Genomic DNA, 21,685 nt, shown 5'->3' with positions numbered 1-21,685 from the left:
CCCGCCTTCGCGACGTGTCGAGGCGGATCAGATCAGGCTCGACTTGCCCCGGCTCAGCACTTGGCCTGTACCCTTGGTGCCGACGATCCGACCCTGGCTGAAGACCACCTGTCCCCTGGCGATTGTCGTCACCGGCCATCCCGTGACCTCGAAACCTTCCCAGGGCGTGTAGTCCGAGCCGTGATGCAGATCGGCCTGCCGAATGGGCTTCTTCAATTTGGGATCCCAGAGAACGATGTCGGCGTCGAAGCCGACGCCGATCGAGCCCTTGCGCGGATAGAGGCCGTAGATCCTCGCATGATTGGTCGCGGTCAACTCGACGAACTTTTGCAACGTGATGCGACCCTTCGAGACGCCTTCGGAGAACAGGATCGGCAGCCGCGTCTCGACGCCGGGGATGCCGTTCGGCACCCAGCGGAACGAGGTGCGGGCATTCGGCGTCAGCTTGCCCTTGGGATCGTCGTAGCGGAACGGGCAGTGGTCGGACGAGAAGGTCTGGAACACGCCTGATGTGATGCCTTCCCAGATCGCCTGCTGGCTCTCGGCATCGCGCGGCGGCGGCGAGCAGACGTATCTGGCGCCCGTGATGTCCATGTTCAGGCCCTTCATGTCGTCGGCCGTCAGCGTGATGTATTGCGGGCAGGTCTCCGCATGCACCGGCAGGCCGCGCTGCTGGGCCCAGCGCACCTGCTCCATCGCCTCGCGCCCGGACACATGCACGATCATGATGGGAACGCCGATCACCTCGGCATGGCTGATGGCACGATGCGTCGCCTCGCGCTCGACGGCCTGGGGCCGCGAGGTGCCGTGATAGTACGGCGCGATATGACCTTCGCGCTCCAGCTTGCTGGTGAGGAAGCGGATGGCGTCATAACCCTCGCAATGGACCATGACCAGCGCCTCCTCGCGGCGCGCCACCTCGAACACCTCCAGCAGCTGCTTGTCGCTGAGCACGAGGTCGTCATAGGTCATGAACACCTTGAAGGAGGTGTAGCCGTCCTTGACCAGGGCCGGCAGTTCCTGCCCGAGCACGACCGCGGTCGGATCGGAGATGATGAGATGGAACGCCGTGTCGATATAGCATTCGCCTTCGGCAAGCTTGCGGTAGTTCTCGACGCAGGTCCGCAGCGACGTGCCCTTCTCCTGGAGTGCGAACGGCAGCACCATGGTGTTGCCGCCGGCGGCGGCCGCGCGCGTCGCCGAGGCGAAATCATCGGCCATCACCACGTCGGGGCCCGAGGGCTGCGAGATGTGGACGTGGCTATCGATGCCGCCCGGCAGCGCCAGCAGGCCCGTCGCATCGATCTCGCGGGCCGCGCCCTCGATGCTATCGGCTATGCTGACGATGCGGCCGTCGCGAATGCCGATATCGGCGCGAAACTCGTCGCTGGCCGTCACGATGGTGCCGCCGCGGATGGCGAGATCGAGCTGCGTCACATGAGTCTCCGTCACCTGATGACTGGCACTGTCTGGAAGATCCGGCCCCACTGCGCAAGGGCCCCGATGTCGCCGCCGGCGAGGCCGAGGGTCCGCCACAGCGTGACCGCGATCGAATCGAGCACGGCAATGTCCAATTCCTGCTCTAGCGACGATACAAGCGCCGCACCGTCGAGATTGGTGCAGAGAATGACGACTGCGTCGGCGCCCTCTGCCGCAACGTCACGTATCATGTCCGCGATCGTCGCAGGCGTAACCTCGCCAAAGGAAAAGTTGTCGCGCAGGCCGAGATGCCGCTCGGCGTGCGGAGCAATCCCCTCCTCGGCCCAGACGACGGCGATGCGCCGCTGCACATCATCCGTATAGGGCGAGACCAAACCAACACGTTTGGCGCCGAGCGCGCGGGCGGCATCGATGCAGGCCAGCGTCGAGGTCGTCGCTGGTACGCCGGTGCGCGCCGTGATCGCTTCGCAAAGACTTCGGTCGCGACCAATGCCGAGCCAGCTCGCCGACGTGCCGTTCCAGGCGATCGCGTCGACCTTGGCATCGGCCAGCAAGTCCGCAGCCGGAATCATCACAGATGCATCGAACTGGCTCAAGGCGGCGGCGTCGAGTGCAATCTCGGTGACACGGAAGCGCGAGAAATGTGCGGTGACGCCGGAGACGCCGTGCAGCATGGCGCTGGTGACGGGCTCCAGCACCGAGTTGGAAGACGGCGTGATCATGCCGAGACGCTTGCGCATGGCGATACCTTACGACGCCTGCGCAAGCCGCGTCGATTCCTCCCGGATCAAAGCCAGGATGTGGCGCTTGGCGTCGTTGAACTCCGGGCTGGTGATATCGCGCGGGCGCGGCAGGTCGAAATTGACGGCCTCGCGGATCCGGCCCGGCCGCCTGGTCATCACCACGATCTTGTTGCCGAGCACCAGCGCCTCGTCGACACTGTGGGTGACGAACACGATGGTGCAGCGGCGTTTCTGCCAGATCGCGACCAGCTCCTCCTGCATTTCGAGCTTGGTCTGGGCGTCCAGCGCCGCGAACGGCTCGTCCATCAGGATGACGCTGGGGTTCATCAGCAGCGCGCGGGCGATGCCGACGCGCTGGTTCATGCCGCCGGACATCTCTGAGGGATGATGGTGCTCGAAGCCGCGCAGGCCGACGAGATCGATGAACTCCATGGCGCGATCGTAGCGCTCGGCCCTGGCGACGCCCTTGAGCTTGAGATGGAAGGCGATGTTGTCGATCGCCGTCAGCCAGGGCATCAGGGTCGGCTGCTGGAACACCACGCCGCGGTCCGAGCCGGGCCGCTCCACCTGCTTGCCGTCCACCAGCGTGCGCCCGGAGGTCGCCTGCTCGAAGCCGGCGATGATATTGAGCAAGGTCGACTTGCCGCAGCCGGACGGGCCGAGCAGGCAGACGAAATCATTGGCCTCGATGTCGAGATTGATGTTGTCCAGCGTCAAGAGGTCGCGGCCGCGCCGCTTGTCCGAGAACACCTTGACGATGTTGCGAAGCTCGATTGCCGCCATCAGCCTGCCCTGCCCTGCACGGTGGTCGTCTGCTGCCAGCGCAGCGTGCGCGCCATGATCGCCTTGAGGCCGAGATCGGAGAGATAGCCGAGCAGCCCGATCGAGATCATCGCCGCCAGCACGATGTCGTAGCGCAGAAAGTAATAGGAATCCCAGAGCACGTAGCCGAGGCCGCTCTTCACCGCGACCATCTCGGCCGTGACCGTCAGCATCCAGGCCGATCCGACCGCGATGCGCAGGCCGGCGAAGATCGAGGGCAGCGCCGCCGGCAGCACGATGTCGGTCAGCATCTGCCGTCCGTTCGCGCCCATCATCGCGCCGGCGCGGACGAGATTGTGGTCCACGGTCTTGACGCCGTGGATGCTGTTCATCAGCACCGGAAAGAAGGCGCCGAGGAAGACCAGAAAGATCGCGGGCTTGTCGGCGATGCCGAACCAGATGATGGCGAGCGGAATCCAGGACACCGGCGGTATCGGGCGCAGCATCTGCAGCGTCGGCTCCAGCGTCTTCTCGAACAGGCGCGACCAGCCGATCGCAACCCCCGCGAGGATGCCGAGCAGGCTTGCCAGCGCAAAGCCGCCAAAGACGCGAAGAGCGCTGGCGAGCGCATCACGCAGCCAATGTCCGGAGTAGGTCTGCGTGGTCTCGTCGAAGCCGAACACCCAGTCGCCGAGCGCATGCAGCACCGCACTCGGCGCCGGCAGCAGCGCAGGCGGCAGCATGCCGCTGCGGGCAAACGCCTCCCAGCCCGCAATCAGCAGCGCGGGGACGGCGAGGCGTTCGAGCCCCTGGAATGCCCGCGTCAGCCGAAACGCCGGCCTTGCGGGCGAGACGTCAGTAACCGAGGTCATTCTTGGCCTTTCCCGTGGCCTTCTCCAGGAACGAATAGTCCATGTTCTTCTCCGCTTCCGCGGAGACGTCCTTCGAGATGTATTTGAGGTCGCGCATCATCGCCGCGATCGCCAGCGTCTGCGACCGATGGATCGCAGGATCGGGCGAAGCATTCTTCAGCGCCTCCGTCGCCACATTCTTGTCGAGGCCGGTGAGCTTGTTGATGACCTCGATCCACGGCCCCTTGTCGGCAATCAGCTTGTTGTCGAGCTCGACCACGGCGCTGACGACACCCTGGACGCCGGCGCGCTGGCTCGCGATCACGTCGGAACGGGTGACGATCAGATTCGTGAGATTGCCCGCGGCCTGCTCATACGGCAGCACGAAATGCTTGCCGGCGCCGGCGAGCCGGATCTGCGAGGCGAACGGCTCGACCGAACAGATCATGTCGACCTCGCCGCGCTGGAGCGCTGCGAGATGGTCGGACGGATTGGGAATGTTGATGAACTGGATGTCCTTGTTGGGAGCGACGCCCTGCTTGAGGAAGGCGCCGCGCATGTGGATGTCCTGCGCATTGCCGCGTGAGGCTGCGACCTTGAGCGGCTGACCGTCGCTCTTCGCCTTCAGGGCGGTCGTCTTGAACGTGGCCCAGTCCTCCGGGGGAAGGTTCAGCTTCGCGGAGGACAGACATTCCGAGCCACCATTGATCTGACCCGATACGGCGACGACATCAAAACCTTTGTCGAGCGCTGTGATGTAATGGAGATAGGTGACCTGCGCGACGTCGATGCTCTTCGACACCAGGGCGGTGAGCACGTCATTGCCCGAGTTGAAGCCTGTGGCCTCCACCTCGACGCCCTTGGCCATGCCCGGGATCAGCGACATCGGCAGGCAGTGCGCGCATTTGGCGTAGCCGAGCTTGATCTTCGCGGTCTGCGCCGAGGCGAGATCGCTTCCGCCAAGCATTGCCGCCATTGCCATTAGACCCAGTCGCAAACTCGTCCGCATCGCTTACTCCGCTTCGAAGGCGCGATATCCGCGCGTCGCGCGGGATCATCCGTCGCTCTTCGCCGCAACGCAATCCAGTTTCTGCATGCTGCATACAATTTGCGCGGTATGCCATTGTTTTCAGCTAGATACGCTGGTATTTTGGGCAGGCCAAAGGGCCGGAAACGGCTAAGATCAAGGTGAGAAGTGAGGCACGCGTGCAGCCAAAACCGGAAGCGCCAAAGGGACGAAAGTCGCCCAAACTCAAGCGGATGGGCCTGCATGAGCGCGCCGCCGCGCGGATGCGGACCATGATCATTCGCGGCGAGCTGCCGCCGGGGTCGCAGACCCAGGAGACCAGACTGTCGAAGGAGCTCGGCGTGTCGCGCACCCCCCTGCGCGAGGCGATGAAGGTGCTTGCGGCGGAAGGGTTGATCGAGCTTCGCCCCAACCGCAGCCCGCGCATCGCCGATATCGCGGTCGACGGCATCTCAGAATTGTTCGAGGCGCTCGCCGGCATCGAGCGGCTCGCCGCCGAGCTCGCCGCGGAGCGCGCCACCCAGCGCGATCTCGCCCGCCTGCGCACGCTGCAGACCCGGATGGAGGGTCATCACCGCAACGGCAAGCTCGACGACTATTTCGCCATCAACGGCGAGATCCACAACACCATCGTCCGCATGGCCCGCAACACGCCGCTGCGCGAGGCGCACGAGACACTGATCTCCCGCGCCGAGCGCGCGCGTTATCTCGCGCTCGGGGCCGACAGGCGCTGGAGCAATTCGGTCGACGAGCACGCCGATATACTGGCCGCCCTCGAGGCGCGCGACGGCGAAGCGGCCGGCCGCCTGCTCGGCGCCCATGTCGCGCGCACCGGCACGGCGCTGCTCGAAGTCCTCGCCGCCTCTCAGACCAAGCGGACGGCGGCGTGAACATGAAGCTGCTGCTGCTCAACCCGAACACCAGCACCGAGGTCACGCAGCTGATGCTGGGAGTCGGGCAGCGCGCGGCCTCGGCAGGCACCGAGCTGATCCCGTGCACTGCGACCCGCGGCGTGCCCTATATCGCGACGCGCACTGAGGCGCAGATCGGCGGCGCCATCGCGCTGGAAATGCTGGCCGAGCAGCACAAAAAGGTCGACGCCGCGATCATCGCGGCCTTCGGCGATCCCGGCCTGTTCGCCGCGCGCGAGACCTTCGACATTCCCGTGGTCGGCATGGCGGAAGCGGCGATGCTGACCGCCTGCATGGCCGGACGCCGTTTTGCCATCGTCACCTTCGCCCAGGCGCTGGGTCCCTGGTACGAGGAGTGCGTCCGAGCCCACGGGCTGTGGGAGCGCTGCGCGGGCATTCGCATGCTCGATACGCCCTTTCAGGCGATCTCCGAGGTCGGCACCGAGAAGGAGGATCTGCTGGTCGAACTCGCTCGGCGCGCCATCATCGAGGACGAGGCGGATGTACTGATCTTTGCCGGCGCCCCGCTTTCGGGCCTTGCCGAGCGCGTGGCGGACCGGATCCCCGTCCCCGTGGTCGATCAGGTCATCGCCTCGGTGAAGCAAGCCGAGGCGCTGCATGCGCTGCGCCTGCGCAAGGCAATAGCGGGCACGTTCCGCCGCCCCGCCGCCAAGCCGACCATCGGTCTTGCCGACGCGCTTGCCGCCCGGCTCGAGCATCGCGACAGCTGATCAGAGAGGCGGCCGGCGATGCGAAAAACCCAGTTCGTTCTCGATTGTACGGCCGAAGGCAAACAGGCGGGATTCGCATCCCGGCGGCGCGATGATCTGGATGCCGAAGGGCAGCTCATTCTCCTCGCGCGGCACCGGCAGGGTCAGCACCGGGAAACCGACCAGCGACACGATGAAAGTGACGGCGAGATAGTCGATCGGCGTCTCCAGCGCGGCCCCATCGATGGCCGCGACATCGCTGATCTCATTCGGCCAGGGCAAGACGGACGCGGCCGGCGCGACCAGGAAATCGGTCCGGGTGAACAGTTCGCGAAAGCTGCGATAGATCGCGGTGCGGCGCCGTTCGGCGCCGAGGTAGTCCTGCGTGGACAGGTTTGCGCCGGCCTCGATGTTCCAGATCACCGTCGGCGTGAGCTCAGCACGTCGTGTCCTCAGCAACTCGCCATAGCTGCTCGCGATGTGCGCGGCGCGCAGCGTGCGGAAGGTTTCGATCGCCCCGCCGCAATCGGGCGAGGACGGTACGACATCGGCAACACGCGCGAGCGCCTCGCAAGCCGCCGCGAAGCGCGCACGAACCTCGCGTGCAACCGGCGCCACACCGAAATCGGGCGTGACGGCGATCCGGGGCCGGCCGGTGATGGATCGATCATCACCGGCAGTACCGAGCGAGATGGGATCATTCGCATCGCTTCCGGCGCAGACCGACAAGGCGAATTCGAGATCGTCGACATTGCGTGCCAGGAAACCGTGGGTGGCCAGCATGTCCCAACCGAGCGGCCGGCGCGGCGACGGAATGCGGCCGGGCGTCGGCCGGATCGAAGCGTCGTCGCAGAAGCTGGCGGGCGTCCGCACCGAGCCGCCGAAATCGGTGCCGTGCGCCAGCGGCACCATGCCGGCCGCGACCGCGACGGCAGAGCCGCCGGACGATCCGCCGGAGGTCAGCGCCGGATCGAACGGATTGCGTGTCGGCCCGCACAATCTGTTGGTGCAGACCGCGCCAAAGCCGAACTCCGGCGTGTTGGTCTTGCCCAAGATGATCGCGCCGGCGCGCCGCAGCCGCGCCACGACGAGATCGTCCTCGGCCGGGACGTGATCGCGGAACAGCACGGATCCGTAAGTCGTCGCAAGTCCCGCAGTGTCGGTGAGGTCCTTGACCGCAACAGGCACGCCATGCAGCGGGCCGATCGGCGCAGCTGCCGCATCGCACATCTGCGCTGCGCGGCGGGCGCCGTCCGCATCGACCGTCACGAACGCCGCCAGTTGGCTATTGAGGCTCGCAATCCGCGCCAGATGCGCTTCGACGGCCTCACACGAGGACAGCTCGCCCCTCGCAATGACGTGCGCAAGCTCTGTGGCGGTGAGGTCGCATATCGATCGATCCGTCTTCATCGGACCACCATGCCAAAACGCGCGCCGAAAAGCGACAGGCGCGGGCACGAGACTTGCTTTCTCCTCTGGGGCAACGGGAGGCAACACCATGGCTGATGCGCCAAGCGGCCGATCGCTCGTCGTCGACGCGGTCACCCACCGGTATCCAAGTGGCGCGCTTGCGGTCGAGAACATCAATCTCGACATCAAGGGCGGCGAGATCATCGCCCTGCTCGGCCCGTCCGGCTGCGGCAAGACAACGCTCTTGCGCATCATCGCCGGCTTCATCGCGCAGACGCAAGGGAGGGTCATCATCGGCGACGACATCGTCGATGCTCTGCCGCCGAACAAGCGCGCGGTCGGCATTGTGTTCCAGAACTACGCGCTGTTTCCGCATCTGTCGATCAGCGAGAACGTCGCCTACGGCCTCGCCGCCCGCGGGGTCGACAAGGCCGCGCGACAGCGCGAGGCACAGCGTCTGCTGGAGCTGGTGCAGCTGCCGGCCATGGCCGCGCGGCTGCCGCGGCAGCTCTCCGGCGGCCAGCAGCAGCGCGTTGCGCTCGCCCGCGCGCTCGCGATCAAGCCGTCGATCCTGCTGCTCGACGAACCCTTCGCTGCGCTCGACAAGAATTTGCGGCTGGACATGCAGATCGAGGTCAAGCGGCTGCAGCGCGTCTCCGGCATCACCACGCTGATCGTGACGCACGATCAGGAAGAAGCGCTGTCGATGGCAGATCGCGTCGCCGTGCTGAGCCATGGCAAGCTCGAGCAGTTCGGCTCGCCGTCGGACGTCTACGACCGCCCGCAGACGCTGTTCGTCAACACCTTCGTCGGCTCCACCAACCGCATGCCCGGCGTCGTGGTCTCGGCGGACCGCACGGCGGCGAAGGTGCGGCTCGATGCCGGCGCGGAGATCATCGCAAGGCCGGCCGGCGGTGCGCTCAGCGAAGGCGGCCGCGTCACCGTCTGCATCCGCCCCGAGCATCTGCAATTCGTCGGCGACGAGACCGGCTTTGCCGGCGTCGTCGGCATGTCGCTGCCGCTGGGGGCGACCGTCGTGCACGAGGTTACCACCGCCGACGGCTCCGGCGTCAAGGTTTCCCAGGCGCGCATCGGCGAGACGCGCGCGCTGGAGAACGGCGCGGCGGTGCGCCTTGCGCCGCTCGCCCCATCGCTCGCCAACGCCTTTCCCGCAACGCTTTAGATCCAGTTTTTGTCCAGAGGGGAGTTCGACATGATCATGAATCGCAGAAGCCTGCTGACCACGGCGCTCACACTCGGCGCCATGAAGGCGTTTCCAGGCCTGAGTTACGCCCAGGCCCGCCCGCTGGTGTTCGCGACCTTCACCGGTAGCTGGGAGGAAGCGCACAAGGCCGTGCTGGTGCCGGCGTTCCGCAAAGCCAACGCGGACGCCGCAATGGTGCTCGATCCCATGCTCTCGGTCGACCAGATCGCGAAGGTGAATGCCGCCAAGGCCAATCCGCCGGTCGACGTCATGCTGCACGATCCCGGCCCCGCGCTCGTCGCCATCGGCCAGGATCTGGTCGAGCCCTATCCGGTCGAGAAGAGCGCCTATTACAAGGACCTGATCGCCGAGGCGCAGGAGCCGACGGGCCCCGCCCCGTTCTTTCAGGTCGTCGGCCTCACCTACAATCCGGAAGCCGTCAAGACACCGCCGACCTCGTGGGCCGATCTCTGGAAGCCGGAGTTCAAGGGCCGCGTCGGCATCACCAACCTCAACTCGACGCTCGGCACCGGATGGCTGGTCGAGATCGCCAAGATGCGCGGCGGCTCGGAAGCCAATGTCGATCCCGGCTTCAAGGCGCTGGAGGAGCTCAAGCCCAATCTCGCCGCGGTCGCCGCCAATCCCGGCGCGCTGGCGACCCTGTTCCAGCAGGGCCAGATCGACATCTCGCCCGGCAATTTCAACGCCATCCAGATCCTGAAGGCGCGCGGCGTGCCGGTCGAGTTCGTGGCCCCGAAGGAAGGCGCCATCGCCTTCAAGACCACGATCCACATCGTCAAGAACTCGCCGAACCGCGAGCTCGCCTTCAAGCTGATCGAGGCGGCGCTGACGCCGGAGGTGCAGACCACGCTCATGAACCCGCCCTATCTGATCGTGCCGACCAATTCCAAGGTGACGATGGGCGGCGAGATCGCCCGCGTGCTGGCCAAGGACACGGCCGAGCTGAAGAAGAAGTTCGTGTTCCAGGATTGGAAGAAGATCAACGAGCAGCGCTCGGCCTGGATCGAGCGCTTCAACCGCGAGATCAAGATCTAAAACCTCGAAGGTTCAAGCCATGGGCGCAGCACCGGCATCACGGGACGTCACGTCCTACGGAATGGGATTGGCAGCGCCGCTGGCGCTGTTCTTCCTGCTCTTCTTCGTCGCGCCGCTGCTGCAACTGCTCTGGCTCTCACTGCACAACGATACGGCCGGGCTCCATTGGGGGCTCGGCCAATACCTGCACTTCCTCACCGATCCCTTCAGCCTCGGCGTGCTCGGCTCGACGCTGCTGCTCGGCGCCGAGGTGACCGCCGTCTGTCTCGTGCTCGGCTTTCCCATTGCCTGGCTCTATCAACGGGTCGGGCCCAGGCTTCAGACCATCATCATCCTGATCGTGCTGCTGCCGCTTCTGACCAGCGTCGTGGTGCGCACCTTCGCCTGGATCGTCATCCTCGGGCGCCAGGGCATCATCAACGCGACGCTGCAATCGCTCGGCATCATCGAGACCCCGTTGAAGCTGCTTTACACCCAGTTCGGCGTGGTGCTCGCGCTGGCGCAGGTGCAGATGCCGCTGATGACGCTGCCGCTGATCACCGCGCTCGGCCGCATCGATCCCAATCTCGACGACGCCTCCTGCTCGCTCGGCGCCGGGAGCTGGCGCACCTTCTTCCGGATCGTGCTGCCGCTCTCGCTGCCCGGCGTGATCGCCGGCTGCACGCTGACCTATGCCGCCGCGATCACGGCCTTCATCACCCAGTCGCTGATCGGCGGCGGACAGATGCTGTTCATGCCGATGTATCTCTATCAGCAGGCCTCGACGCTGCAGAACTGGCCGTTTGCATCCGCGATCTCGATCATCTTCCTGCTCGCCGTGCTCGCGGTCGTCTCGGTCTTCACCACGCTCGGCCGCATGTCGCGCGGCTATGGAGGCGCGTGATGAGCGGCCGCAAGCGCACTCTCGAGGCGATCAGCTTCGAGCTCGTCATGACCGTGATCGCGGTGATCGCGCTTGTCATCATCATCGCGCCGTCGCTCGTGGTACTGATCGTCTCCTTCACCAGCGGCTTCTCGCTGCGCTTCCCGCCGCCGGGCTATTCGCTGCGCTGGTACGCCGAGCTCTGGAATGCCTGGCAGCTGCACTTCGCCGCCAAGAACAGCCTGATCGTGGCCCTGTGGGCGACCGGCCTGTCCGTCGCCCTCGGCGTCGCCGCGGCGCTCGCGATCTCGCGGTCGCGGACACTGTCGGCGCGGCTGCTCGATTCCCTCTTCATGTCGCCGCTGGTGCTTCCCGCGCTCGCCTTCGGCCTCGCCGCGCTGATGCTGTTCTCGCTGGTCGGCCTACCGGTGTCGCCGCTGACGCTGGTGATCGGACACACCGTGGTCTGCGTGCCCTATGTCGTGCGCAACACGGTCGCAGCGCTCGCCCAGCTCGAGCCGACCCTGCTCGAAAGCTCGGCGGTGCTGGGCGCGAGCCGCCTCTACACGTTCCGCCGCATCGTGCTGCCGCTGATCCGGCCCGGCATCATCGCGGGCGCCTTCATCGCCTTCATGTCGTCCTTCGACAACGTGCCGGTCTCGCTGTTCCTGCGCGATGCCGCGACCGACATGCTGCCGATCCGGATGTGGCAGGATCTCGAGGGCAAGCTGGATGTCACCATCGCCGCGCTGTCGGGCGTGCTGATCATAGCGACCGTCGCGCTGGTCGCGGTCATGGAGCGCGTCACCGGCCTGTCGCGGCGGCTGACCAACTAAAGCATGACCCGGAAAAGTGCGAAACGGTTTTCCGAAAAGGTCATGCTCAAACAATAACCTAAAGCGCGATGACGATTCATCCCAATCTCATCGCGCTTTAGGCACCGCGGAACAGCGAATAGCCCCAGCGCGTGAATTTCAGCGGCAGATGAAAATGCTCGTCAACGTTCTTGATGCGGAAGCGGAACGGCGTCACGGTCAGGAAGCCGTCGCGCTCGCCAAAGAACTCGCCCAGATGAAACAGCACCTCGTACTCGCCGGCCGCCACACCGGCACCTTGCGCGACGGCATGATCGAGCACGCCATTGGCGCCGAGCCGCCCCTCCGCGATGCGCGAGGAGTCCGGATCGATCCGCCAGATCTCGACGCGCAGCCCCTGCGCCGGGCGCCCGCTCGCAACATCGACCGCGTGAATGGAAATACCGCCTGCCACCATGTTCCTCCCATGAGCACGCCGCCATGGTAGACGGAAACACGGCCGCTCGGCCAGCACCCGCGTTACTGCCGGCCCTGTTGCCTGCTTTGGGGGCGATGACCGCGCTTCAGGCCCTCGTCGCGCTGGCCTTGTTCGCGCCCGGGGTGGTCGCGCCGCGTGCCCATATCGAGGTCTGGCAGCTCTCGATGTTCTCATCTGCGGTGTTTGCGGTCGGCATTCCCGCCTCGTTCTGGGGCGGCGGCTTCATCGCGCGGCTTGGCTCGCTGCGGATCGCGAGCCTGTGCGCGGCAGCCATCGTCGTCGGCATGGCACTGGCTTCGCTCGGAACGAGCGCCGCCCTGCTGGCCGCAGGCCTCTGCCTCGGCCTCGCCATGGGCCCCGAGACGCCGGCAAGCGCGGCGCTGCTGTCCCGGCTCGTCATCGCCGAGCGCCGTGCCTTCGTGTTCTCGGTGCGCCAGACCGGCAACCAGATCGGCGCGGTCTGCGGCTCGCTGGCCCTGCCCGCGATCGCAATCTCGCTCGGACCGGCCTGGTGCTATGCGTTGGTGGGCGTCTGCGCGCTGCTCGCGATCCTGCTGTTCGAATGGCTGCGGCCGGCCTACGCCGTCAAGCTTGCCCCACCGCCAAAGCTCGATCTGCGCGCGCGGGTCGCGCTGGTGCTTGCGGACCGGCGGATCGCGATGCTGGCGCTGGCCTCGATGCCGTTCAGCGCGATGCAGGTGTCGCTCAACACGATCTTCGTCACGCTCGGCACGCGCGAGCTCGGCCTCAGCCATATCGAGGCCGGCATGGCGCTCGCCTGCGCGCAGGCCGGCGGCCTGATTGGCCGGCTCGGCTGGGGCTATGTTGCCATGCGCCTCGACGCCTCCCGCGCCGTGCTCGTCGTCATCGGCCTTGGCATGGCCTTCTGCGCCGCGCTGCTGGGCCTTAATGGCGCATCGCTCGGCCGCAGCGGGCAATTCATCATTGCCGCATTGTTCGGCCTGACGGCGTCGGGCTGGAACGGCGTCTTCATCGCAGAAATCGCCCGCCTCGCCCCGCAGGAGCGGATCGGCGAGACCACCGGCGCAGTGCTGACCGCATCCTATGCCGGGCTGCTTGCGGCGCCGGCGCTGGTGTCGATCCTGGATGGCGTGGCCAGCCTCGGCATCGCCTTCTTCGCCTTGGCGTGCCTTGCGCTCGGCGGCACATTGGCACTGATCTGGGGAGGCCATGACAGAGCGGACAAATAGCGCGCGCGAGATCGCTGCCGACGTTGCGGCTGGACGGGCGAGCGCCGTCGAGACCGCAAAGGCCGCGCTGGCGCGGATCGAGGTAGCCAAGGCCTTGAACGCGGTCGTCACGATCGATCCCGAACGCACGCTCGCCGATGCCGCCGCGGTCGATGCTCGCTTGCGTGCCGGCGAGACGATGCCGCTCGCCGGCGTCCCCGTCGTCGTCAAGGACAACATCTGGGTCGGCGGCTGGCGCGTGACGCAGGGCTCGCGCCTGTTCGCCGATTTCATCGCGCCGGGCGATGCCATTGCGATCGAGCGGCTGCGCAAGGCCGGTGCCGTCGTCGTCGGCATCGGCGCAACATCCGAGTTCGCCTGCAAGGGCGTCACGACCTCGCAGCTGTTCGGACCAACGCGGCATCCGCTCGATCCCGCGTTGACTCCCGGCGGCTCGTCGGGCGGCCCGGCCACAGCGGTTGCGGCCGGCCTCGTGCCGCTCGCGATCGGCACCGATGCCGGCGGCTCCAGCCGCAGGCCGCCGGCTCATGTCGGCGTCGCGGGATTCAAGCCGTCTTACGGCGCAATCCCCTATGGGCTCGGCTTCGCCGAGCCGTTCTTCGGCCTCTCAGTCATCGCGCCGATCGCTGCCGACGTCGCCGACTTCGCGCTGGCGTTCGAGGCCATGGCCGGCCTCGATGGACGCGATCCGGATTCTGCCGTCGTTGCGCAGCAGGCCAAAGACATCGGCGGTCAGCGCATCGCGTTCTCGCCGCGCCTTGGTCTCGACGTCGCGATTGATGATGTGGTCGCCAGTGGCCTCGCCTCCGCCGTCGACCGGCTTTCCGCCGCAGGTTTGCGCATCACACAGCGCGATCCCATCTGGCCGGCGGGCGCCACGGAGGACGCCATCATGCCGCTTCAGCATGCGGGTCTGGCGGCGCTCCATGGTGATGCCTTCCGCAAGGATCCGACTGTCTTCGATCCCGATGTCGCCAAGCAGGTCGAGCGAGGTCTCTCCTGGTCGGGCGCGGACGTTGCCGCAGCGCTCCTCGCGAGCACCGCGATCGCCAATGCCTTCGCAGCTTTCTTCACAGAAATTGACCTGCTGCTGACGCCCACCGTCCCATGCGTCGCGTGGCCGCTGACGCAGCTCGGCCCGGACATGATCGGCGGAAAACCCGCAAGCCCGCGTGCCCACGCGGCGTTCACGCCCTTTGTCAATCATGCCCGCCTGCCGGCAATTTCGATTCCGTGCGGAACGGATCGGTGCGGGCTTCCCTTCGGCCTTCAGGTCATCGCCGCGCGCGGACAAGACCGCTTGCTGCTGGCAGCAGCGCAAGAGATCGAGGCCGTCTTGCGAACGTAAGTCCTGCCGTCGACCGGTATTCGTCCAGTGCCTGTCTCATTCAACTCGGGACCGCTTCATCCATCGACCGTTCCATCGATGCATGGTGCACAACACCTCCAACGATGATCCTGCAGAAGTTCAGGGTGAAGCGACCGTAAAGGGCGCCCAACCCGGATCCCGAGGAGGCGAAGCGATAGGAGGCGCCGAGAACACGTGTGATCTCGAGCCATCCCATGAGTTCGTGGTGCGCCAGCGCCGTGTGAATGCCAAGCAGCGGCAGCAACAGGGCCTGCATACCGACGCAACTCATGACGCCCTCGCTTCCAGGCGCGGCATCGGCTGAAATTGCGCGAGACGAGCGCTTCTCCATTGATACGGCGTATCGCCGGCAAAGCGCTTGAACACGGTCGTGAAATGCGCCTGCGTCTGGAACCCGACGGTCAAGGCGATGTCGACGAGCGAGGCGTCGGCCCGCAACAGCAATTCCTGAGCGCGTTCGATCCGCCGCTTCAGCAAATAGTCGTGCGGCCGCATGCCGACGGCCGCCCGGAACTGCGCGGCGAAGTGCATCCGGCTCAGGCCGGCCACGGCAGCCAGATGCTGCAGGGTGACCTTCGCGTCCAGATTCTCGTCGATATATTGCATGACGCGCTTGAGGCGCCATTTTTGCAGCGACCGCACCACCCGGCAGGCCTGCCCGTCGCGGTCGCTCTCGGCCGGCTCGGACTGGCTTTGATCGACCACCGTCCGCCGGCTGGCCTTGCGGGTCAGCATGGCCAGACGCAATGCGTCGACGAGAATGGCGGAATGGGGATGGTGCATGGCTTTGGTGGCCACGAGTGCATCCGAGAGGCGCCGCATCACCGGGTCCGTGAACCCCGCCCCACCCGGCTCCCGATCGAACTCCGCGGATGCGTGCGCAAGACATTTCGCGGACACCCTGAAGCTCGGCCCGCCATCGGAAGATCCTCGCACGTCCGGCGCAGGCGGCTCGATGGCCAGCGCAACATCCAGATGCACGAGGGAGAGCATCACGGCCTCATCGCCGGAGCGCGGCGAACGTCCCGATGGCCTCACCTGCGGGCCGTCGATGGATGAGACGTCGATTGCGGCGGCGACACGATCCTTGGCATTTTGCGGGTATGATATCTGCAGCGACATCGTCGAACCTCCTTGTCCCATTTCGCACCGGCAACCCCTGCCGACGTGTCCGAATGCGATGGGAGCAGAGTAACTCGGAGATCCGCGCGCTCCATTCTACGCGCGGGTGCACGGATAAGGTCTCGGGTTAACCGCGTCATACGTAAGTATGATCCCGGCCCAAGAGGGCGAGCGGAACACTCTGCCCGCATTGACCGAAGCTCGAGTCCTGCGGCTCCGCCGGCCTGCGGTAAGTTGACGCGTCCGCGATCGGCGAAATCGCCGATAGGCCTTGTTCCGCAGGGGAATCTCCGCGACGACGCTCACGCCGATTCAACCATCCACGAAGTCTTCCACGAGAGCACGAAAATCATCTGGCGGGATATTGTGGGCGCGATCAAATCGCGGCATCAACGCGGCTGCGATGAGAAGAAGCTCCTGCGACGATGACGAACCTTGATCGGCCCACGGGTTCATCCATGAGCCGCGCCGGCTTGCGGTTCTGGTCCGCCGTCCTCGCCATCGCGGTCTTCATGATCGACGTGCTGACGCCGCTCGAGGGCGCGGTCGCCGTTCTCTATGTCATCGCGGTCCTGCTTGCGGCGAGGACGAACCGGCGCAACGACATCATCGTCGCCGCGACCGGCTGCGCCGCCCTGACGATCGCGGCGTATCTGTTATCGCATGATCACGAGCCCATCGCCTCACCGGCCCTTCGTGCCCTGGTGAGCCTCGCGGCCATCGCCATCACCACGCTGCTTGCGCTCCAGAATCATGCCGCAACCAATCGCCTGGCGGCGCAGGCGCGCCTGCTCAACCTCTCGCACGACATGATCTTCGTCCGCGATCGCGCCGGCGTGATCAACTTCTGGAACAAGGCCGCGGAACAGACCTACGGCTGGTCGGCCGACGAGGCGCTCGGGCAGCTCGCCGACAAGCTTCTGCGAACCAGCTATCCCGACCGCCGGGAAGTCATCGAGGCCAGTCTGCTCGATACCGGGCGGTGGGAAGGCAGGGTGGAGCAACGAACGAAGCCCGGCGCCACACTCGCCGTCGATGCCCGATGGGCCCTGCAGCGCGACCATCTCGGCAAGCCCGTTGGCGTGCTCGAAACACACACCGATGTCACGGACCGCGTGGCGGCGCACAGCGCGCTGGTGCAGAGCGAGCAGCGATACCGCCGAATGTTCGACGCAAGCCGGATCGGCGTCGTCGAGGAAGACTGGAGCGGATTGCGGACCGCGCTGGATTCGCTACCGATCCGAGGGGCGGACCTGCGCGATCATCTGGCACGAAACCCCGATTTCGTCCGGCAGGCCCGCGGGCTTGCCAGGATCATCGACGTCAATCCTGCCCTGCAGAAGATGGCGGCTGCAAGCAGCTCCGCGGCCTTCATCCAGAACGTGGACAAGCTGCTGGGCGGGAACGATCGCAGCTTCCTCGACGCGCTGGTGGCATTCGCGGAAGGAGAGCGGTTTCACGAAGGGGAGACCGAGCTCGTGCGGCTCGACGGACGCAAGGTGCCCGTGCTGTTCACGATCACCTTTCCGCCTCGATCCGACGAAGATCACAACGTGCTCATCTTCGTCGTCGACATTACCGAGCGCCGGCAGGCGCAGGACGCGCTGCTGGCGGCGCAAGCCGAGCTCGCCCATGCTGCGCGCGTCGCCACCCTCGGCGAGCTCAGCGCATCGATTGCGCACGAGGTGAACCAGCCGCTGGCGGCAATCGTCACCAGCGGCGAGGCCGGCTTGCGGTGGCTGCGGCGCGACGTACCCGATCTCAAGGAGGTTACGACGACGATCGGCCATGTCGTTGCTCAGGGCCGCCGCGCCAGCGAGATCGTGACCCGCATCCGGACCTTCCTGAAGAAAGCCCCGCCCCAGCGGGATATTCTGCAAATCGGCGAGATCATCGAGGAGGCGACCGCACTGGTCGCGCGCGAGCTCGCCAAGGATGAGGTCGCCCTCACCGTCGAGTCGCAGCACGGCCTGCCGCCGATTCGCGGCGACCGGGTTCAGCTGCAACAGGTCCTGGTCAATCTTCTGATCAATGCCGGCCAGGCCATGTCCGGCCAGCCCGGTCCCCGCACCATCAAGCTGCGTGCCGGCAGCGAGGACGGCGAAACCCTCGGGATCACGGTGCGGGACAGCGGCCCGGGCATCCAGCCTGACGACCTGCCGCGCCTGTTTGATCCGTTCTTCACGACCAAGGATGGCGGAATGGGCATCGGGCTTGCGATCTGCCGGACCACGGTGGAAGCTCACGGGGGCCGATTGTCGGTGGCGAGCACTCCGGGCTCGGGAACGACATTCCGCCTGACATTGCCACTCAGCCAAGAACACGCCTTGCCATGACACGACCAAACCAGGCGCAGCCACCGGCCCACCCCTCCAGCGCAGTCGTGATTATCGTCGACGACGACGAAGGCATCCGCGCCTCGCTCGACAGCCTGTTCCGATCCGTCGGCCTCCAGACGCGCCTGTTCGGCTCGCCGGCCGAATTGCTCGGCGGCTCGCTGCCCGAGGGCCCCGGCTGCATCGTGCTGGACGTCCGCCTTCCGGGCGTGAGCGGGCTGGACCTGCAGAGCCAGCTCGTCCGGCAGGGCATCAGCTATCCCATCATCTTCATGACCGGCCACGGGGACATTCCGATGTCGGTGCGAGCCATGAAGGCCGGCGCCGTCGACTTCCTCTCCAAGCCGTTCCGTGACCAGGACATGCTTGACGCCGTGACGGCGGCGCTCGAGCGCGATGCGCAGCACCGTGCCGAATCCGCGGCCAAGGAGGACATTCGCGCCCAGTACGAGACCCTGACGGCGCGCGAGCGCGAGGTGATGGGCCATGTCACCGCCGGCCTGATGAACAAGCAGGTGGCGGCCCTGATCGGCCTCAGCGAGATCACGGTCAAAATCCACCGCGGGAACGTCATGCGCAAGATGGGGGTTAGGTCACTGGCCGACCTCGTTCGCAAGGCCGAGGCGCTCGGAGTTTCCCAAACCCGCAGGTCTACGGACCAAACCTGAGTATAATTTCGGTGGGCCCTCCCCCGGGTGCATAAGGCGTCATCGGCCGCGCAACGGGAGATATCCTCTTGCCTTGCGGAACAACGCGGTCAGGATTGTGCGCGAATGGCCCAGCCCCCTGTGATTGCGATTGTGGACGACGATGAAGGCGTTCGCACCTCACTTGCGAGCCTGGTGCGGTCGCTGGGCTACGAGGCCGATGCTTACGAGTCCGGCGTGGACTTCCTGCAGCATGCGCCAGGGGATGATCCGGCATGCATGATCACCGACGTGCAGATGCCCGTCATCACCGGCGATGAGTTGCAGGCACAGCTGATCGCCGCCGGCCGCCGCTTCCCGATCATCTTCATGACGGCATTTCCAAGCGAAGCCGTGCGCCAGCGCGTGATGGCCGCAGGCGCGCATTCCTACCTTGGCAAGCCTTCCAGCGGCGACGAGATCATCCGCTGTCTTGAAGCGGCGCTGGCCGGCCAGGCGGCGTAACCCGTCCGTCCCTCGCGCAACGGCCCCTCGTCCTCAATCAACCAGACGTGCGTTCCGGCAACCGGGTTGGTGGACCGGAAATACCGGCAGGCCGGGCAAACCTCATAGTCGGCATCGACTTTATCGACTTCGGCCGGGCGGCACGCTCTGCCGGAAATGGATGAGGCACGATGCCCGTGAACGCGACCAGTGCTGCCGCGCCGTCCCCCCTGCTCTTCGCCGGCTTTCCGGCGAGCTCGTGGGCGTTCGCACTGCGGGTATGGCTGGCGATGCTGCTCGCACTCTATGTGAGCTTCTGGCTCGAGCTCGGATCTCCGTCGTCATCCGCCCTCACCGTTGCCGTTCTGGCGCTGCCGACTCGCGGTCAGGGCATGGAAAAGGCAGGTTACCGGCTGCTCGCAACCGCCATCGGCGTTGCGGCATCCATCGCAATCGCGGGCATGTTCTCCCAGACCGACGGTCTCCTGCTCGCAGTGCTCGGCATCTGGGTCGGGCTCTGCGTCTATGTTGCCGCTATGCTGGACGGCAATCGCGCCTATGCGGGCGCGCTGTGCTGCATCACCGTCGCCCTCGTCGCCATCCAGCAGATCGACACGCCGCTGCAGGTGTTCCCGACCGGCGTCGCGCGCGGCGCCGCCATCGGCATCGGGGTCCTTGCGGTGGCGCTCGTGAACGAGATTCTGGCCGCGCCGAACTACCATCCGATGCTGGCAAGACGCATCGAGGCGCTGCACCGCCGCACCACGGACCTCGCGCAGGGTGCCGAGCATGCCTCCGCACCGGCTGCGGCGAGCCTGTTGCATGACATCGCGGCGGTGCGTCCGGAGATCGCCAGCCTTACGACCGAATCGAGCATCGGGACGGCAAGAGCCGAGGCCGCGCGCTCCGCGCTGGTCGATCTCGTCAGCGCGCTCTCTCTCGGCCGCATGCTGGCGACGCTCCCCGCCTCCTCCCCAGCTACAGCCAGGCTGATAGCAATGTCCCGATCCTGGCTTCAGACCGAGATCAACCGAAAGAACGCAGAGGTGCGCAGCAGCCTCGATGCGCTGCATGAAGGGACGCGCCCATATCGTGCATGGCGCGCGCCGCTCTATCGCTCGCGCCGCATCGCGGCGGAAACCGCCGCACGGGCCGCGATCTCATTCACGCTGATTTCGGCCTTCTTCGTGCTGACAGGCTGGCCGAGCACCGAGCTCTGCCTCTCGCTCGTCGCGGTCATCATCGGCCTCGGCTCCACGACGCCTGCGCCTCGGAACTTCACGCTGGTGACAATGACGGCGATGCCGATCGCCTGCTTGCTGGCGGGCATCCTGAAATACCTCGTTTTCAACGGTGTCTCCGAGTTTCAGCTGCTGGCGATCGGTCTTGCGCCTGTCGTCATCGGTCTCGCGCTGCTGATCTCGCTGCCGAACCCGATGCTGTCGTCCCTCGGCCGGCTCGTCCTGGTGTTCACGATCGCCGTCCTCGCACCGACCAATCCGCAGAGCTACGACCCCGAGGTGTTCCTGGTGACGAGCTTCTTCGCCTGCCTGTCGGCGGTGCTCGTCTTCGCGGCGCAGATGCTGCTGCCCCCGCTGTCGGGCGACCGGCGGGTTCGGCTGCTGCTGGGAGAGGCCCATGGCGAGCTGAGGGACCTCGACGGCGGACGCGCTCGAGACCTCGCGCCGGAAGAAGCCGCGTTTCGCGACGCGGCGCGGATCGAACAGATTCTGACTGCAAACGGCGCCTTGCCGCTCGATGGTCAGATCACGGCCAAAGCGATGCGCTGCTTCGACCAAGCGGAAACTTTGCGGCGTTGCCGCGCCGAACTGGACCGATTGACACAGGGGCCGCTCGCCCATGTGGCGCAGGAGGCGCGAGAGGCCCTCGCCCAGCGCAACGGCGCCGCGATCCTCGCGGCTGCCGAGGCGCTGCGCCGGGCCGCAGCGCGGAGCAACCTGTCCGCCAATTCCGCCATTGCCATGCTGATCCCGGCAAGCAGCGCACTCGAACCGTCACAGTCTCCCAGCCAAGGCGAACGGTCATGACGAATACCTATCGGGAGCTCGTCGTCGGTGGTGTGCTCATTGCTCCCATCGTCTCCTATGCGGCAATTGCGCTGCTTGCGTTCCTCATGCTTCGCCCGTTGCTGCGCTTCGTCGGCTTCGCGAGAGTTTTCAGTAACCCGTCGCTGGCCGAGCTCTGCCTCTACGTGGCGATGTTCGGCATGCTCGCACTGTTCTTCTGA

At 66.1% G+C, this 21,685-nt stretch carries 22 protein-coding genes; 13 read left to right on the top strand and 9 right to left on the bottom strand.

The genetic code is table 11. From position 1 onward, the window contains the following. Window positions 1-27: 27 nt before the first annotated feature. The 5 genes from hydA to JQ566_RS04290 are packed head-to-tail and all read right to left on the bottom strand — an operon-like array spanning window position 28 to window position 4,805. A complete protein-coding gene (hydA, locus tag JQ566_RS04310; RefSeq protein WP_212370415.1) occupies window positions 28-1,437 on the bottom strand; it encodes a dihydropyrimidinase in 1,410 nt (469 codons plus the stop codon). Window positions 1,438-1,448: 11 nt separating this feature from the next. After that, window positions 1,449-2,180 carry a maleate cis-trans isomerase family protein gene (locus JQ566_RS04305; protein ID WP_212370414.1) on the bottom strand — a complete coding sequence of 244 codons (732 nt, stop codon included), beginning with the start codon at window positions 2,178-2,180 and terminating at the stop codon, window positions 1,449-1,451. Window positions 2,181-2,189: 9 nt separating this feature from the next. Next, on the bottom strand, window positions 2,190-2,966 hold the full coding sequence (locus JQ566_RS04300) for an ABC transporter ATP-binding protein (protein WP_212370412.1): 777 nt from the start codon (window positions 2,964-2,966) through the stop codon (window positions 2,190-2,192). Further along, window positions 2,966-3,817: an ABC transporter permease gene (locus JQ566_RS04295; protein WP_212370410.1), complete on the bottom strand. Its 852-nt coding sequence runs from the start codon at window positions 3,815-3,817 to the stop codon at window positions 2,966-2,968. Before JQ566_RS04295 ends, JQ566_RS04300 begins: the two co-directional genes overlap by 1 nt. Next, a complete protein-coding gene (locus JQ566_RS04290) occupies window positions 3,801-4,805 on the bottom strand; it encodes an ABC transporter substrate-binding protein (RefSeq protein ID WP_212370408.1) in 1,005 nt (334 codons plus the stop codon). The genes JQ566_RS04295 and JQ566_RS04290 overlap by 17 nt, the downstream gene beginning before the upstream one ends. A 128-nt stretch (window positions 4,806-4,933) precedes the next feature. On the opposite strand from JQ566_RS04290, the gene JQ566_RS04285 reads away from it, so the two are divergent. Then, complete coding sequence (locus tag JQ566_RS04285) at window positions 4,934-5,713, top strand: GntR family transcriptional regulator (protein WP_212371496.1); 780 nt, start codon at window positions 4,934-4,936, stop codon at window positions 5,711-5,713. Window positions 5,714-5,715: 2 nt separating this feature from the next. Continuing rightward, window positions 5,716-6,465, top strand: coding sequence for an aspartate/glutamate racemase family protein (locus JQ566_RS04280; protein WP_212371495.1), 750 nt, complete (start codon window positions 5,716-5,718; stop codon window positions 6,463-6,465). Here the strand turns inward: JQ566_RS04280 and JQ566_RS04275 are convergent, their stop codons facing one another. Beyond that, window positions 6,466-7,854 (bottom strand): amidase, encoded by a 1,389-nt coding sequence (locus JQ566_RS04275; RefSeq protein ID WP_212370406.1) that lies wholly within the window; start codon window positions 7,852-7,854, stop codon window positions 6,466-6,468. Window positions 7,855-7,942: 88 nt separating this feature from the next. Between JQ566_RS04275 and JQ566_RS04270 the strand changes: the two genes are divergently transcribed. From JQ566_RS04270 to JQ566_RS04255, 4 genes are read left to right on the top strand one after another with little or no spacing between them, the layout of a single operon-like run. After that, entirely contained in the window at window positions 7,943-9,037 is a 1,095-nt protein-coding gene (locus tag JQ566_RS04270) for an ABC transporter ATP-binding protein (RefSeq protein WP_212370404.1), read from the top strand. Between the two features lie 30 nt (window positions 9,038-9,067). After that, window positions 9,068-10,114, top strand: coding sequence for an ABC transporter substrate-binding protein (locus JQ566_RS04265; protein WP_212370402.1), 1,047 nt, complete (start codon window positions 9,068-9,070; stop codon window positions 10,112-10,114). Between the two features lie 19 nt (window positions 10,115-10,133). After that, window positions 10,134-10,997 (top strand): ABC transporter permease, encoded by an 864-nt coding sequence (locus JQ566_RS04260; protein ID WP_212370400.1) that lies wholly within the window; start codon window positions 10,134-10,136, stop codon window positions 10,995-10,997. Continuing rightward, entirely contained in the window at window positions 10,997-11,812 is an 816-nt protein-coding gene (locus JQ566_RS04255) for an ABC transporter permease (RefSeq protein WP_183241641.1), read from the top strand. Before JQ566_RS04260 ends, JQ566_RS04255 begins: the two co-directional genes overlap by 1 nt. 97 nt (window positions 11,813-11,909) lie before the next feature. Here JQ566_RS04255 and JQ566_RS04250 read toward each other — a convergent pair whose 3' ends face one another. Further along, a complete protein-coding gene (locus JQ566_RS04250; protein ID WP_212371494.1) occupies window positions 11,910-12,245 on the bottom strand; it encodes a hydroxyisourate hydrolase in 336 nt (111 codons plus the stop codon). A gap of 26 nt (window positions 12,246-12,271) precedes the next feature. On the opposite strand from JQ566_RS04250, the gene JQ566_RS04245 reads away from it, so the two are divergent. Together JQ566_RS04245 and JQ566_RS04240 are read left to right on the top strand one after the other, a co-directional pair. Beyond that, window positions 12,272-13,480, top strand: coding sequence for an MFS transporter (locus JQ566_RS04245; protein WP_212370398.1), 1,209 nt, complete (start codon window positions 12,272-12,274; stop codon window positions 13,478-13,480). Beyond that, a complete protein-coding gene (locus JQ566_RS04240; protein ID WP_212370396.1) occupies window positions 13,461-14,828 on the top strand; it encodes an amidase in 1,368 nt (455 codons plus the stop codon). The genes JQ566_RS04245 and JQ566_RS04240 overlap by 20 nt, the downstream gene beginning before the upstream one ends. A gap of 40 nt (window positions 14,829-14,868) precedes the next feature. Here JQ566_RS04240 and JQ566_RS04235 read toward each other — a convergent pair whose 3' ends face one another. After that, window positions 14,869-15,105 carry a hypothetical protein gene (locus JQ566_RS04235; protein ID WP_249139184.1) on the bottom strand — a complete coding sequence of 79 codons (237 nt, stop codon included), beginning with the start codon at window positions 15,103-15,105 and terminating at the stop codon, window positions 14,869-14,871. Between the two features lie 11 nt (window positions 15,106-15,116). Next, window positions 15,117-15,971, bottom strand: a complete 855-nt coding sequence (locus JQ566_RS04230; protein WP_212370392.1) for a helix-turn-helix domain-containing protein — start codon at window positions 15,969-15,971, stop codon at window positions 15,117-15,119. Window positions 15,972-16,429: 458 nt separating this feature from the next. On the opposite strand from JQ566_RS04230, the gene JQ566_RS04225 reads away from it, so the two are divergent. From JQ566_RS04225 to JQ566_RS04205, 5 genes are all read left to right on the top strand, one after another. After that, window positions 16,430-18,307, top strand: a complete 1,878-nt coding sequence (locus tag JQ566_RS04225) for a PAS domain-containing sensor histidine kinase (RefSeq protein WP_249139183.1) — start codon at window positions 16,430-16,432, stop codon at window positions 18,305-18,307. After that, complete coding sequence (locus JQ566_RS04220) at window positions 18,304-18,975, top strand: response regulator transcription factor (protein ID WP_212370389.1); 672 nt, start codon at window positions 18,304-18,306, stop codon at window positions 18,973-18,975. Before JQ566_RS04225 ends, JQ566_RS04220 begins: the two co-directional genes overlap by 4 nt. A 105-nt stretch (window positions 18,976-19,080) precedes the next feature. Next, complete coding sequence (locus JQ566_RS04215) at window positions 19,081-19,458, top strand: response regulator transcription factor (protein WP_212370386.1); 378 nt, start codon at window positions 19,081-19,083, stop codon at window positions 19,456-19,458. Window positions 19,459-19,628: 170 nt separating this feature from the next. Continuing rightward, window positions 19,629-21,485, top strand: coding sequence for an FUSC family protein (locus JQ566_RS04210; RefSeq protein ID WP_212370384.1), 1,857 nt, complete (start codon window positions 19,629-19,631; stop codon window positions 21,483-21,485). Further along, entirely contained in the window at window positions 21,482-21,685 is a 204-nt protein-coding gene (locus tag JQ566_RS04205) for a DUF1656 domain-containing protein (RefSeq protein ID WP_212370382.1), read from the top strand. Before JQ566_RS04210 ends, JQ566_RS04205 begins: the two co-directional genes overlap by 4 nt.

Source organism: Bradyrhizobium sp. SZCCT0231 (assembly GCF_018130245.1).
Lineage (GTDB): Bacteria > Pseudomonadota > Alphaproteobacteria > Rhizobiales > Xanthobacteraceae > Bradyrhizobium > Bradyrhizobium japonicum_F.
Note: the sequence above shows the minus strand (reverse complement) of the source record. Positions and strands in the feature narration are given on the sequence as shown.

Excerpts from the sequence above, each read along its gene's own strand:
- JQ566_RS04305 (WP_212370414.1), bottom strand. The coding sequence starts at position 2,180 with ATGCGCAAGCGTCTCGGCATGATCACGCCGTCTTCCAACTCGGTGCTG.
- JQ566_RS04300 (WP_212370412.1), bottom strand. The coding sequence starts at position 2,966 with ATGGCGGCAATCGAGCTTCGCAACATCGTCAAGGTGTTCTCGGACAAG.
- JQ566_RS04295 (WP_212370410.1), bottom strand. The coding sequence starts at position 3,817 with ATGACCTCGGTTACTGACGTCTCGCCCGCAAGGCCGGCGTTTCGGCTG.
- JQ566_RS04290 (WP_212370408.1), bottom strand. The coding sequence starts at position 4,805 with ATGCGGACGAGTTTGCGACTGGGTCTAATGGCAATGGCGGCAATGCTT.
- JQ566_RS04280 (WP_212371495.1), top strand. The coding sequence starts at position 5,716 with ATGAAGCTGCTGCTGCTCAACCCGAACACCAGCACCGAGGTCACGCAG.
- JQ566_RS04275 (WP_212370406.1), bottom strand. The coding sequence starts at position 7,854 with ATGAAGACGGATCGATCGATATGCGACCTCACCGCCACAGAGCTTGCG.
- JQ566_RS04270 (WP_212370404.1), top strand. The coding sequence starts at position 7,943 with ATGGCTGATGCGCCAAGCGGCCGATCGCTCGTCGTCGACGCGGTCACC.
- JQ566_RS04265 (WP_212370402.1), top strand. The coding sequence starts at position 9,068 with ATGATCATGAATCGCAGAAGCCTGCTGACCACGGCGCTCACACTCGGC.
- JQ566_RS04260 (WP_212370400.1), top strand. The coding sequence starts at position 10,134 with ATGGGCGCAGCACCGGCATCACGGGACGTCACGTCCTACGGAATGGGA.
- JQ566_RS04255 (WP_183241641.1), top strand. The coding sequence starts at position 10,997 with ATGAGCGGCCGCAAGCGCACTCTCGAGGCGATCAGCTTCGAGCTCGTC.
- JQ566_RS04245 (WP_212370398.1), top strand. The coding sequence starts at position 12,272 with ATGGTAGACGGAAACACGGCCGCTCGGCCAGCACCCGCGTTACTGCCG.
- JQ566_RS04240 (WP_212370396.1), top strand. The coding sequence starts at position 13,461 with ATGACAGAGCGGACAAATAGCGCGCGCGAGATCGCTGCCGACGTTGCG.
- JQ566_RS04235 (WP_249139184.1), bottom strand. The coding sequence starts at position 15,105 with ATGCAGGCCCTGTTGCTGCCGCTGCTTGGCATTCACACGGCGCTGGCG.
- JQ566_RS04230 (WP_212370392.1), bottom strand. The coding sequence starts at position 15,971 with ATGTCGCTGCAGATATCATACCCGCAAAATGCCAAGGATCGTGTCGCC.
- JQ566_RS04225 (WP_249139183.1), top strand. The coding sequence starts at position 16,430 with ATGAGCCGCGCCGGCTTGCGGTTCTGGTCCGCCGTCCTCGCCATCGCG.
- JQ566_RS04220 (WP_212370389.1), top strand. The coding sequence starts at position 18,304 with ATGACACGACCAAACCAGGCGCAGCCACCGGCCCACCCCTCCAGCGCA.
- JQ566_RS04215 (WP_212370386.1), top strand. The coding sequence starts at position 19,081 with ATGGCCCAGCCCCCTGTGATTGCGATTGTGGACGACGATGAAGGCGTT.
- JQ566_RS04210 (WP_212370384.1), top strand. The coding sequence starts at position 19,629 with ATGCCCGTGAACGCGACCAGTGCTGCCGCGCCGTCCCCCCTGCTCTTC.
- JQ566_RS04205 (WP_212370382.1), top strand. The coding sequence starts at position 21,482 with ATGACGAATACCTATCGGGAGCTCGTCGTCGGTGGTGTGCTCATTGCT.